The organism is Microbacterium sp. Root322 (genome assembly GCF_001425645.1).
In the GTDB taxonomy this organism is placed as follows: Bacteria; Actinomycetota; Actinomycetes; order Actinomycetales; family Microbacteriaceae; genus Microbacterium; species Microbacterium maritypicum.
The window spans coordinates 259450-271495 of sequence record NZ_LMCS01000002.1 but is presented as its reverse complement, the minus strand read 5'-3'; the positions used below and the strand labels follow the sequence as shown (position 1 = coordinate 271495).

Here is a 12046-nt window from a genome sequence, read left to right as displayed (position 1 = left end):
GGGGTTACCCTCGGGTCATGACGAACGCCATGCACGCGACCAGGGAGGACACGCTCCGCTCGGCCGCAGCCGGACTGAGCGCATCGTTCCTCGCCGTCGGCCTGGCGGAACTCGTCGCCGCGGTGGTGGAGCCGAGCGCGAGCCCGTTCGCCGTGATCGGCAGCGGGCTCATCGACCTCGCACCGAGCTGGGCGAAGGACACAGCCATCGCGCTGTTCGGCACCGGCGACAAGGTGGCGCTGATCGTGGGTATCGCTCTGGTGCTCGTGGTCGTCGCCGCCGGCGCGGGCATCCTGGAGCGTCGACGGTCCGGTGTCGGCGCCGTGATCCTGGGAGCACTCGGCGTCCTCGCCGTCGTCGCCGCGATGATCCGCCCCGGTGCGGGGCCGTTCGCATGGCTTCCCGGTCTCGTCGCCGGTCTGGTCGCGGTGATCGTCCTGCGCCTCCTCGTCGCTCGACTGCGTCCGGTCGCCGGCCTGCCACCCGACGGCGAGGATCGGAGACGGTTCCTGATCTGGACCGCCGGGGTCGCCGCCGCCGGCGCCGTCGCCCTCATCGTCGGCAACGTCGCCCGCGGCGCGACCCGTTCGATCGAGGCGGTCCGCGCGGCACTGCGACTGCCTGTCGCGGCACGACCGGCCGCCCCGGTCGCCGCCGGCGCGGAGCTGGGGATACCCGGCCTCGCCTCCGTCGTGACCCCGAACGCGGAGTTCTACCGCATCGACACCGCCCTGATCGTGCCGCAGGTCGATCCTGCCGACTGGTCGCTGCGCATCCACGGGATGGTCGACCGCGAGGTGGAGATCACCTGGGACCAGCTGCTCGCCATGCCGATGCAGGAGTCCGACGTGACGCTCGCGTGCGTGTCGAACGAAGTGGGCGGCTCGCTGATCGGCAACGCCCGCTGGCTGGGTGTGCCGGTGCGGGAGCTGCTCGCACGCGCGGGCGTCGACGCCGAGGCCGACATGGTGCTCTCGACCTCCGCCGACGGCTTCACGGCATCGACCCCGATCGAGGCTCTGACCGATGACCGCGACGCCCTGCTCGCGGTCGGCATGAACGGCGAGCCGCTGCCGATCGAGCACGGCTTCCCGGTGCGGATGGTGGTGCCGGGGCTCTACGGCTACGTGTCGGCCACGAAGTGGGTCACGCAGCTGGAGGTGACGCGGTTCGACCGTGCAAAGGCCTATTGGACGACGCGCGGATGGTCCGATCGCGGACCGGTCAAGCTGCAGTCGCGCATCGACGTGCCACGCCGCGGGCAGTCGATCCCGGCGGGAGACGCGGTGATCGCCGGAATGGCCTGGCAGCAGCACGTCGGCATCGCCGGCGTCGAGGTGCGCATCGACGACGGTCCCTGGCGTGCCGCGGAACTCGCGACCGCCATCTCGGCCGACACGTGGGTGCAGTGGAGCATCGACTGGGTGGCGGAGAGCGGCGCGCACACCGTCGAATGCCGGGCGCTCAGCGTCGATGGCGAGACGCAGACAGCGGATCCGGCGGCCCCCGCGCCCGACGGCGCGCAGGGGTGGCATCGGATCGACGTGTCGGTGGCGTGAGCCGGGGGATTCCTCCGGCGCACGGCGTAACCCCCCGCGGTATCCCGCCTAGAATTGCTCCATGCCCGCAGGCGAATCCTTCTACATCACCACGCCCATCTACTACCCGTCCGACGTGCCCCACATCGGCCACGGGTACACGACGGTGGCCGTCGACACGCTCGCACGGTGGCACCGCCAGGCGGGGGATGACACCTGGATGCTCACGGGCACCGACGAGCACGGGCAGAAGATGCTGCGGGCCGCGGCGGCGAACAACGTCACCCCGCAGGAGTGGGTCGACAAGCTCGTCAGCGAGAGCTGGTTCCCGCTGCTGACGACGCTCGACGTCGCCAACGACGACTTCATCCGCACCACGCAGGAACGCCACGAGACGAACGTGCAGACGTTCTTCCAGCGCCTGTACGACCGCGGCTACATCTACGCGGGCGAGTACGAGGCGCTCTACTGCGTGGGCTGCGAGGAGTTCAAGCCCGAGTCGGAGATCGTCGACGGCACCGGTCCCTTCGAGGGGCTGAAGGTCTGTGCGATCCACTCGAAGCCGCTGGAGCTGCTGCAGGAGAAGAACTACTTCTTCAAGCTCAGCGAGTTCCAGGACCGTCTGCTCGAGCTCTACAAGACCCAGCCCGACTTCGTGCGCCCCGACTCGGCACGCAACGAGGTCGTCTCCTTCGTGAGCCAGGGCCTCAAGGACCTGTCGATCTCGCGGTCGACGTTCGACTGGGGCATCCCGCTGCCGTGGGACGAGTCGCACGTCATCTACGTGTGGGTCGACGCCCTGCTCAACTACGCCACGGCGGTGGGCTACGGCTCCGACGAGGAGACGTTCGAGCGTCGCTGGCCCGCGTACCACGTGGTCGGCAAGGACATCCTGCGCTTCCACGCCGTGATCTGGCCGGCGCTGCTGATGGCGGCCGGCCTCGAGGTGCCCAAGGGTGTCTTCGCGCACGGCTGGCTGCTCGTCGGCGGCGAGAAGATGTCCAAGTCGAAGCTCACCGGCATCGCGCCGACCGAGATCACCGATGTCTTCGGTTCCGACGCCTACCGCTTCTACTTCCTCTCCGCGATCGCCTTCGGCCAGGACGGCTCGTTCTCGTGGGAAGACCTGTCGGCCCGCTATCAGGCCGAGCTCGCGAACGGCTTCGGCAACCTCGCCTCGCGCACGACCGCGATGATCGAGAAATACTTCGAGGGCGTCGTTCCCCCCGCGGCCGAGTACACCGAGAAGGATCTCGCTATCCAGAAGATCGTGGCGGATGCGGCGACGAACGCGGATGCCGCGGTCGCGCAGTTCCGCATCGACGAGGCGATCTCGTCGATCTGGACGATCGTCGACGCGCTGAACGGCTACATCACCGTGAACGAGCCGTGGGCGTTGGCCAAGCAGGCGAACAGCGGAGACGAGGACCAGCGCGCGCGCCTCGGCACCGTGCTGTACACCTGCGCCGAGGGCCTGCGCGCGCTCGCGGTGCTGCTCTCGCCGGTGATGCCGCAGTCGACCGAGAAGCTCTGGATCGCCCTCGGGGCCGCTGAGAGCCTGGGCCGTCTGCAGGACCAGCCGATCCGCGAGGCCGGCACCTGGGGCGTGCTTCGTCCCGGTACCAGCGTGAACGGCCTCGCCCCGCTGTTCCCGCGGGTGGAGACCACGGCCTGAGCCGCGGCCCGACGACGGAGCTCGACGACATGGCCGAGACCTACGTGCGTGAGCGCTCGGGGGACGGACGCAAGGATCTGAAGTATCCGTCCGCCCCTGAGCCGCTGACGGTTCCGGTGTACGACAACCATGCGCACCTCGAGATCGTCGACGGCGACGAGCCGCTGTCGCTGACCGAACAGCTCGACCGCGCGGCGGCCGTGGGCATCGCCGGGGTCGTCCAGGCCTCGGGCGACATCGAGTCGTCGCGGTGGGCTGTCGAGGCCGCGGCATCCGATCCGCGCGTGCTCGCCGCCGTGGCGATCCACCCCAACGACGCGCCGACCTATGCCGAGGAAGGTCGTCTCGACGAGGCGATCGCGGTGATCGACGAACTCGCCGCCCACCCGCGCACCAGGGCGATCGGCGAGACGGGCCTGGACTTCTTCCGCACGGAGCCCGAGCGGCAGGCGCCGCAGTTCGAGTCGTTCGAGGCGCACATCGCCCTCGCGAAGAAGCACGGCATCGCGATGCAGATCCACGATCGCGACGCGCACGAGGCGGTGCTGGAGACGCTCGCCCGCGTCGGTGCGCCGGAGCGCACGGTGTTCCACTGCTTCTCGGGCGATGACGCGATGGCCCGCATCTGCGCCGACGCCGGTTACCACCTGTCGTTCGCGGGGAACCTCACGTTCAAGAACGCCCAGAACCTGCGCGACGCGCTGCAGGTCACCCCGCTCGATCGCATCCTGGTCGAGACGGACGCCCCGTTCCTCACTCCGGTGCCGCTGCGAGGCCGCCCGAACGCGCCGTACCTCGTGCCGATCACGGTGCGCTTCATGGCTGCGGAGCTCGGCATCGACGTGGATGAGCTGTGCGCCCAGCTCGCCCAGAACACCCTGCGGGTCTACGGCTCCTTCGACTCCTGAGGCTCGTTCGACTCCTGACTTGCGGGTTCCGCGTCTTCGGGGCTCGTGTCGGCGATGGGCTTCGCCGACACGATCTGCGAGATGGGCTTCCACACCAGCAGCAGCGTGAGAGCCGCGCCGACGAACGCGAACCACCACGGTGCGGTGAGCCCCCATACCTGGGCGATCACGCCGCCGAGCGCCTGCCCGACGACCATGCCGCCGAAGACTCCGACCATGTTCACCGAGGCCACCCGCCCCTGCAGCTCGGCGGGAACCAGGCGCTGCCGCACGGTCGTGGAGATCGTGCCCCACACGAACGCATAGGCGCCGAAGAAGAACATGATGACCAGCGCGACCCAGCCGGTCGTGGTCAGCGCGAACGACAGGTGCATGAGCACTTCGAGCGACAGCACCACCCGCATCAGCGTCGCGAAGGACACGTGCCTCTCCAGCCAGCCGAAGCTGAGCGTCGCGAGGATGCCGCCGGCCGCTGACGCGGTCGTGAGCGCTCCGTAGCCGACAGCGCCCATGTGCAGGTGCTCGGTGGCGTACAGCACGAGCACGCCCCAGGGGGCTGCCCAGGTGATGTTGAAGACCAGGATGATGAGCACGAGCATGCGCACCGGAGGGTTGCGCCACAGCCAGCGCAGACCTTCGGCGATGTCGGTGTGCACGGGCGGGTGCGTATCGGTCTCGCGGGGCGGGACGGGCGTCTTGGCCATGCGCGAGATGAGCACGACCGCGAAGCTCACGCACATGACTTCGAGCAGGAACGGCCAGGCAGTGCCCGCGGCGAACAGGAACGCGCCCAGCGGCGGGCCGGCGAACTGGTTCGCCACGAGGTATCCGGCCTGCAGACGCGCGTTGCCGATCCCGAGGTCGGCGGGCTTCACGAGCATCGGCAGCAGAGTGCTGCCCGCCGTGTCGACGAAGACCTCGGCGGTGCCGTAGAGGAACGCGACGGCGAGCACGATCCAGATGTTCGCGACACCCGTGATGAGGAAGATGCACAGCGCCGCGAGCACCACGGCCCTGGCGGCGTTCGCGAACATGACGAGGCGCCGACGGTCGAAGCGGTCGGCGATCGCGCCCGCGTGCAGCCCGAACAGCAACCAGGGGAGGAACTGCAGGATCGCACCGGCCGCCACCAGGATCGGCGAGGAGGTCATCGACGCGATGAGCAGGGGAGCGGCCGCGAGGGCGACGCCGTCGCCGATGTTGCTCGTCCACGAGGAGGCGAGCAGCCATCGGAAGTCCCGGCCCATGCGGCGGGGCGCGACGAGTTCACCGAGGGAGGGCACCAGAGAAGACTACTGACGGCGGGAGACATCGGTGCCGTGGGGGAGAATGGGAGGATGACCGTCACCCTGCTCGGCGCCACCGAGATCCGCCGCCTCGCCGCCGAGCTCGACGTCACCCCGACGAAGAAGCTCGGCCAGAACTTCGTCACCGACGCGAACACCGTCCGCAAGATCGTGCAGGCGGCCCGCGTGCAACCGGACGAGCGCGTGGTCGAGGTCGGCCCGGGGCTCGGGTCGCTGACACTCGCGATCCTGGAGACCGGCGCATCGGTCACGGCCGTCGAGATCGATCACCGCCTCGCGGCCCGCCTCGCGCAGACCGCCGCCGAGCACGGCGTCGAAGCCGACCGCCTCACGGTCGTCGATGCCGATGCGCTGCGCATCACCGAGCTGCCTGGCGAGCCGACGGTGCTGGTGGCCAACCTGCCCTACAACGTCTCGGTGCCGGTGCTGCTGCACTTCCTCGAGAACTTCGCCTATCTGCAGCGCGGTGTCGTGATGGTCCAGGCCGAGGTCGCCGAGCGGCTGGCCGCCAAGCCCGGTTCGAAGATCTACGGCTCGCCCAGTGTCAAGGCCGCCTGGTACGGCGAGTGGAAGCTCTCCGGGAACGTCTCCCGTCAGGTGTTCTGGCCGGTGCCGAACGTCGACAGCCTGCTCGTCGGGTTCGACCGTTCCGCGGGGGAGCGGGGCACCGAAGAGGAACGTCGTCGCACGTTCCGGATCGTCGACGCCGCCTTCAACCAGCGTCGTAAGATGCTCCGTCAGGCGCTGTCCGGCATCTTCGGCAGTTCCGCGGCGGCCTCCGAGGTGCTGATCGCCGCCGGCGTCGCGCCGACGGCTCGTGGCGAGGACCTCACCGTCGAGGACTACCAGCGCATCGCACAGCACGCGGCCGCGTCCGAGGTTCTCACTGACGACGTCGCTCCCACCCAGTAACCTGGCACCGTGAACGAGTCCCCCCGCTTCCGCCCCGATGTCCCCGAGCTGCACCGTCCGTACGCGGCCGACGAGAGTCGCTATCAGCAGTTCGCCTACCGGCAGGTCGGCACCTCCGGCCTGTACCTGCCGCCGATCTCGCTCGGGCTGTGGTGGAACTTCGGCGACAACATCCCGCTCGACAATCAGCGCGCACTGCTGCGCCACGCGTTCGACCGCGGCATCACCCACTTCGATCTGGCGAACAACTACGGTCCGCCCTACGGCTCGGCCGAGAAGAACTTCGGCCGCATCTTCGCCGAGGACTTCCGCCCGTACCGCGACGAGCTGATCATCTCGTCGAAGGCCGGATGGGACATGTGGCCGGGGCCGTACGGCGACTTCGCGAGCCGCAAGTACATCCTCGCGAGCGCCGAGCAGTCGCTGACCCGCATGGGGCTCGACTACGTCGACATCTTCTACTCGCACCGGGTCGACCCGGTCACCCCGATCGCTGAGACGGTCGGCGCCCTCGACACCCTCGTCCGCCAGGGCAAGGCGCTCTACGTCGGCATCTCGTCGTACAGCGCCGAGCGCACGGCAGAAGCCGTCGCGGTCGCGACGGACCTCGGCACACCGCTCGTCATCCACCAGCCGGCGTACTCGATCCTCAACCGCTGGGTCGAAGACGGACTGACCGACACGCTCGAGCAGTCGGGCCTCGGGGCGATCGCCTTCACGCCGCTGGCGCAGGGGCTGCTCACCGACAAATACCTCGGAGACGGCACGGCCGAGCGCGCGCAGAAGCGCGGCTCGCTGCCCGAGGGCCGGCTCACAGAGGAGGCCGTCCAGACGCTGCGCTCGCTCAACGAGGTCGCACAGGGTCGCGGCCAGTCGCTCGCGCAGCTCGCACTGCAGTGGACGCTGCGCACGCCCGTCGTGGCCTCCGCGCTGATCGGAGCCTCGCGTCCGGAGCAGCTCGACGAGAACATCGCGGCCGTGAACGGCCCTGCCTTCACCACCGAGGAGCTCGCGCGTATCGACGAGCTCGCCGGTGCCATCGACGTCAACCTGTGGGCGAAGTCCTCGGAGCTGTGAGCCGATCATGAGCCATGCCGCGTTCGCCGATTCCGTGCACGTGCGCGCCCCGGGCAAGATCAACGTCTTCCTCGGGGTCGGCGGCCGGCATGACGACGGCTACCACGCGCTGGCGACGGTCTTCCAGGCGGTCTCGCTCTACGAAGACGTGATCGCACGCCCTGCCGACGACTTCTCGGTCACGGTCTCTGGTGTGGAAGACATCGACTCGGTCCCCCTCGACGACCGCAACCTGGCGATGCGTGCGGCCAAGCTGCTCGCGGTGGCGGTGGATCACCGGGGCGGCGTCGCGCTCGAGATCCGCAAGAGCGTGCCCGTGGCCGGCGGCATGGGCGGCGGATCAGCCGATGCCGCGGCCGCGCTGGTCGCCTGCGACGCACTGTGGGGCACGGGCCTGTCGCAGACCCGTCTGCACGATCTGGCCGCCCGCCTCGGCGCCGATGTGCCGTTCGCGCTGCACGGCGGCACGGCGGTGGGCACCGGCCGCGGCGATCAGCTCAATCCGGCGCTCGCACGGGGTCGCTTCGACTGGATCCTGGTGCCCAGCGAGCAGGGACTCTCGACGCCCGTGGTCTACGAACGTCTCGACCTGCTGCGCGAGGAGGAGGGCGCCCTCGCCGATGACCCGCCGTTGTCGCTAGACGTGCCGATCCCGGTGCTGCAGGCTCTCCGGTCGGGCGACCCGGTCCAGCTCGCCGAGACGCTGTTCAACGACCTGCAGGCCGCGGCCCTCTACGAACGGCCCGACCTCGCCGAGACGATCCGGCAGGGCATCGCCGCCGGAGCGCTCCAGGGCATCGTGTCGGGATCAGGACCCACGGTCGCGCTGCTCTGCCCCGACCCCGAGACGGCACAGGACGTGCAGTCCTCCCTGCGGGAGACCGGCCTCGATCCGCTCCACGTGCACGGTCCGGTGCCCGGCGCGCGCATCATCGGCTGAGCGGACGCCGTTTCGGCGGGATCCGGCCTCACTCCTTCAGGCGAGCGCGCCGAGTGCCGCCCGCAGCTCCTGCTTGGCACGGGCGTAGCGCGAGCGGGCCGTCGCGGCGGGAACGCCGACGATCTCGGCGGCCTCTCCGATCCGGAACCCGTCCCAATGCACGAGCTGGACGATCTCCGCGAGCTCCGGACGGAGGCGGCTGAGCGCGTCGCGCACCTCGTCGCCCTCGTCCGCCGCGGGGGTGTCCGACGCCCGCGGCATGTGGGCACGGATCCGGTCGGCCAAGGCCGCACGCCGACGCTCGCCCCGCGCGTGGTTCTGCAGCGTACCTCGCGCGAGTCCGAACAGCCACATCCGCATCTCGAGCGGATTCTCGGGCAGGTCGTCGACGCGGCGCCACGCGATCAGGAGCGTCTCACCGAACAGGTCGGGAGCGTCGACGGGGCCGACGCGACGCTGCAGATAGCGAAGGATGTCGCCGTTGGACTCCCGCAACGCCGCGGTCAGGAGCTTCTGTGTGCGGATGGACGCGTTCACGGGTTCACGGCCTCGCACAGCAGCTGAGCATCCGAGGTCCACCAGCCGTCGATCCCGGCCGCCGCCGAGAGCCGATTCGTCGCCTCCCCCAGGGCGACGTAGTGCGCGGTCGCGGACCAGTCGTCCTCGGTCGGTTCCACTCCCGGCTGCGGATCCTGCGACGACCCGTCTGCGCCGAGCACCTGGATGATGGCATGCGGGTCGGAACGGATCTCGTCCGCACGTCGGTCGACGGCTGTCTGGTCGACCGTGAGGGCGCCGACGCCGGCGACGAACGCGTCCCACTCGCCCGCGGGCTCCGTCTGCTCCAGGACGATGCGCACCTCGCACTCGCGGCCGCTGGGCAGCGTGAAGGCGTAGGCGACATCCGGATCCTGCGCCCACGGGAGCCAGTCGAATCCGCCAGTGGCGACGGCGGCTCCGGCCCCGCAGCAGAGCAGCGCGGCCAGTCCCAGGCCCGCGGTCACCCGGGGCACGCGCCGGACGGGCGGACGCTCGGCGGCGACCTGCGCACGTGCCAGCGCCGCGACGGTGTCCATATCGCGGGTGAGGGCATCGTCGATGTGCACCGCATCGGGTGCGGTGTGCTCGAGAAGAAGATCCAGTCGATCCGGGGTGTCCATGTCTCGCTCCTGTCGTGAAGGGCCGTCACAGGGGATATGTCCACCACCGGCGTCCGTGATGACGCACCTGCCGTTTCGGCGGGATCCGGCCTCACCCCGCGTTGAGCAGCGCGCTCACACGGTAGGGGATCACCTCGCGGAGGAAGAGACTCGTCGAGGTGCGGAGGATGCCGGGGCATAGGCGCACGACTTCTGCCACGCGGTAGAGGTCGTCCGGGTCCTTGGCGACGACCCGCAGCAGCAGGTCGGTGTCGCCGGCGGGAGCGAAGCACTCCAGCACCTCGGGCACGCGGCTGAGGGCATCGATGGCGGCGGTGATCTGATGCTGATCCAGCTCGACCAGGATCGACGCCGCGACGCCGCGGCCCAGGGACTGGGGGAGGATGCGCGAGCTGTGCGCGCGCAGGTATCCGTCCGATTCGAGGCGGTCGAGACGGGCATGCACCGTGCCGCGGGCGAGACCCAGATCCTGGGCGATCAGGGCGACCGGCCGCCGCGGGTCCGTGTCGAGCACCGTGAGGATCCTCCGGTCGGTCTCGTCGAGGTTGGCCATTTCGATCACCGTCGCCTTCGTCATCGGGTCATGATTGATCGAACCGATCAATCAGAATCCACTCTATGGTCTTCGTGATCGCCGTGTGTTGGAATCAGTGTCAGAAACGCAGGATGTCGGCCACGAGCGGACATCGAGCGCACTCGACGCGGAGGCCACGAGCCCGCAGTCGCCGAGTGCAGACGGCGACGGGCCACGAGCCTCAGTCGGCCCCGTCCCGATGAGGGGCGGGGCAGGCGCTGTCATCGCACGTCGTGCGTCAGTCGCGGGGCACCAGCAGTCGCAGCTGAACCATGGCCGAGAACCGGGCTTCCGGATCGGTCAGATCGAGTCCGCTGATCTCCGACAGGCGGCGCAACCGGTAGCGGAACGTGTTGGGGTGCGTGTAGACCCGTGCGGCGGCGACCGCCACATCTCCGAAGGCGTCGAGCCAGGCCCGCAGCGTCTCGACCAGATGCGTGCCCTTCTCCCGGTCCTGCGCCAGCAGCTGCGCGACCGGACCGGTCGGCTGGTCGCCCCGGGCGCGGACGAGGTCGCCGAGCTCGACCAGCAGGGCCTCCATCTGCACGGCCGTGAAGCGTGCCACGGGTTCGCGCGAGGGCGCCTGACGGACCACACGGAGCGCGCGGTCGGCGTTCGCGCGCGACGACGGGATGCTCGCTGCCTCCTGCGCCACGGTGCCGACCCCGATGCGGATCTCGCTCGTCGCGCCGAGCCGGCCGAGGAAGTCTGCCGCGACCCGCGCGGCACGGCTGTCGGCATCGCTGGTCTGTGCACCGCCGTGATCGGCGTCGCCCTGCTCCGGTCGGATGCCGACGACGGCGTACACGACGTTTCCGATCACGGCCACCGCCGAACGGAGATACACGGCGCCCAGATGCACGGCGAACGCATCGGCGATCCGCTGCCGCTCGGCAACTCCGCGGGCTCCGGCGGACGGCTCGTCATCGACCTCTTCTGTGGCCGACAGCGCGAGCACCACACACCGGTGGTCGCTCAGACGAAGTCGCGCCGTCGCATCCGCCGCCCCCGGGCCTCCTTCGAGGATCGTGGCGAGCAGGTCGGCGCGCAGCCGACGCTCGACGTCCGCTCCGGCGCGCAGCCGCAGCAGATGTAGCGCCACCAGGCCCGCGGAGTCCTTGAGCGCCTGCACGCGATCGGGGGAGAGGGGCTCCTGCACCGCGGCCCAGATCGAGCCGAGGATCTCATCGCCGGCGCGTACCGCGAGCGCCACGCGGGGGAACGAGGGGAGGCCCTCGGTGTTGAGCACAGGACCGACGTCGATCGGATCCTCGCTGCGGTACAGCTCCTGGAAGACGCCGCGCTCCTCGAGCTGCCGGGCGAACCGTTCGGGCACCTGCCGACCGAGCACCGTCTCGATGCGGGCCGGATCGGCTTCGTGCTGGCGGCCGGAGAACGCGACCACCCGGGAGTTGCGGTCCTCGATCGTGACCGGCGCATTCAGCAGGGTCGCGATCGCATTCGCGAGCGCGAACAGGTCGCCGGAGGGCATCCCGCCTAGCGTCGTGGCCGCCTGGTCGCCGACGTCGCCCTCGGCGATCAGCGAGCGCAGCATCGCGGTCAGCTGTGCCCACGACGCACCGCGGGTGAGGGCGAGGACCGGGATGCCGCTGGCCTCGGACGCTTCGCGCACCGGCTGCTCCGCCCGCACCGGAGCGCGCAGCACGAGGGCGGAGGCGTGCTGGGCGGCGAGGGTCCGCAGCAACGCGGCGATCTCATCCGCATCGCTCAGCCCGACGCCCAGCACGAGCGCACCGCGCATCGGCATCGCGTCGTCGAGAACGTCGTGGATCACGACGGTCTCGATCTCGGCGTCGTCGTCGGCCGCGCCGCTCACCACTTCGAGCAGTGTGGTGCCGAGGTCTTCGATGACCCGGCCGAGGCTGGCGCGGGGCCTGGTCGTCACGGACATGAGCACAGGGCCCAGGCTAGGGGGCGACCGCCGGTCGCGGAGC

Annotated in this window: 11 protein-coding genes; 6 read left to right on the top strand and 5 right to left on the bottom strand. The window is 70.1% G+C overall.

Features of this window, described 5'->3' with window-relative positions; all coding sequences use genetic code 11:
• Positions 1–17 precede the first annotated feature (17 nt).
• From ASC55_RS06060 to ASC55_RS06050, 3 genes are all read left to right on the top strand, one after another.
• Entirely contained in the window at positions 18–1559 is a 1542-nt protein-coding gene (locus ASC55_RS06060; RefSeq protein ID WP_235563112.1) for a molybdopterin-dependent oxidoreductase, read from the top strand.
• A gap of 61 nt (positions 1560–1620) precedes the next feature.
• On the top strand, positions 1621–3213 hold the full coding sequence (gene metG / locus ASC55_RS06055) for a methionine--tRNA ligase (RefSeq protein WP_055864867.1): 1593 nt from the start codon (positions 1621–1623) through the stop codon (positions 3211–3213).
• 29 nt (positions 3214–3242) lie between these two features.
• Positions 3243–4121, top strand: coding sequence for a TatD family hydrolase (locus ASC55_RS06050; protein ID WP_055873659.1), 879 nt, complete (start codon positions 3243–3245; stop codon positions 4119–4121).
• On the opposite strand, the gene ASC55_RS06045 is transcribed toward ASC55_RS06050, so the two are convergent.
• Entirely contained in the window at positions 4100–5368 is a 1269-nt protein-coding gene (locus tag ASC55_RS06045; protein WP_055875968.1) for an MFS transporter, read from the bottom strand. The two genes, ASC55_RS06050 and ASC55_RS06045, sit on opposite strands and share 22 nt — an antisense overlap.
• 90 nt (positions 5369–5458) lie before the next feature.
• On the opposite strand from ASC55_RS06045, the gene rsmA reads away from it, so the two are divergent.
• Genes rsmA through ASC55_RS06030 form a run of 3 tightly spaced genes read left to right on the top strand, consistent with a single transcriptional unit; the run spans position 5459 to position 8357 of the window.
• A complete protein-coding gene (gene rsmA / locus ASC55_RS06040; protein ID WP_055873656.1) occupies positions 5459–6340 on the top strand; it encodes a 16S rRNA (adenine(1518)-N(6)/adenine(1519)-N(6))-dimethyltransferase RsmA in 882 nt (293 codons plus the stop codon).
• A gap of 9 nt (positions 6341–6349) precedes the next feature.
• Complete coding sequence (mgrA, locus tag ASC55_RS06035) at positions 6350–7417, top strand: L-glyceraldehyde 3-phosphate reductase (protein WP_055873654.1); 1068 nt, start codon at positions 6350–6352, stop codon at positions 7415–7417.
• A 7-nt stretch (positions 7418–7424) separates the two neighbouring features.
• The gene (locus tag ASC55_RS06030; protein WP_082524249.1) at positions 7425–8357 is read left to right on the top strand and encodes a 4-(cytidine 5'-diphospho)-2-C-methyl-D-erythritol kinase; all 933 of its coding nucleotides are present in this window, start codon (positions 7425–7427) and stop codon (positions 8355–8357) included.
• A 36-nt stretch (positions 8358–8393) separates the two neighbouring features.
• On the opposite strand, the gene ASC55_RS06025 is transcribed toward ASC55_RS06030, so the two are convergent.
• The 4 genes from ASC55_RS06025 to ASC55_RS06010 all read right to left on the bottom strand — a co-directional run bounded on the left by ASC55_RS06025 (position 8394) and on the right by ASC55_RS06010 (position 12003).
• Positions 8394–8894 (bottom strand): RNA polymerase sigma factor, encoded by a 501-nt coding sequence (locus ASC55_RS06025; RefSeq protein ID WP_200935148.1) that lies wholly within the window; start codon positions 8892–8894, stop codon positions 8394–8396.
• Positions 8891–9517 (bottom strand): hypothetical protein, encoded by a 627-nt coding sequence (locus ASC55_RS06020; protein ID WP_055873651.1) that lies wholly within the window; start codon positions 9515–9517, stop codon positions 8891–8893. The genes ASC55_RS06025 and ASC55_RS06020 overlap by 4 nt, the downstream gene beginning before the upstream one ends.
• A 91-nt stretch (positions 9518–9608) precedes the next feature.
• Complete coding sequence (locus tag ASC55_RS06015; protein ID WP_055875950.1) at positions 9609–10070, bottom strand: Lrp/AsnC family transcriptional regulator; 462 nt, start codon at positions 10068–10070, stop codon at positions 9609–9611.
• 259 nt (positions 10071–10329) lie between these two features.
• Positions 10330–12003, bottom strand: coding sequence for a helix-turn-helix domain-containing protein (locus tag ASC55_RS06010; protein WP_055873649.1), 1674 nt, complete (start codon positions 12001–12003; stop codon positions 10330–10332).
• Positions 12004–12046 lie beyond the last annotated feature (43 nt).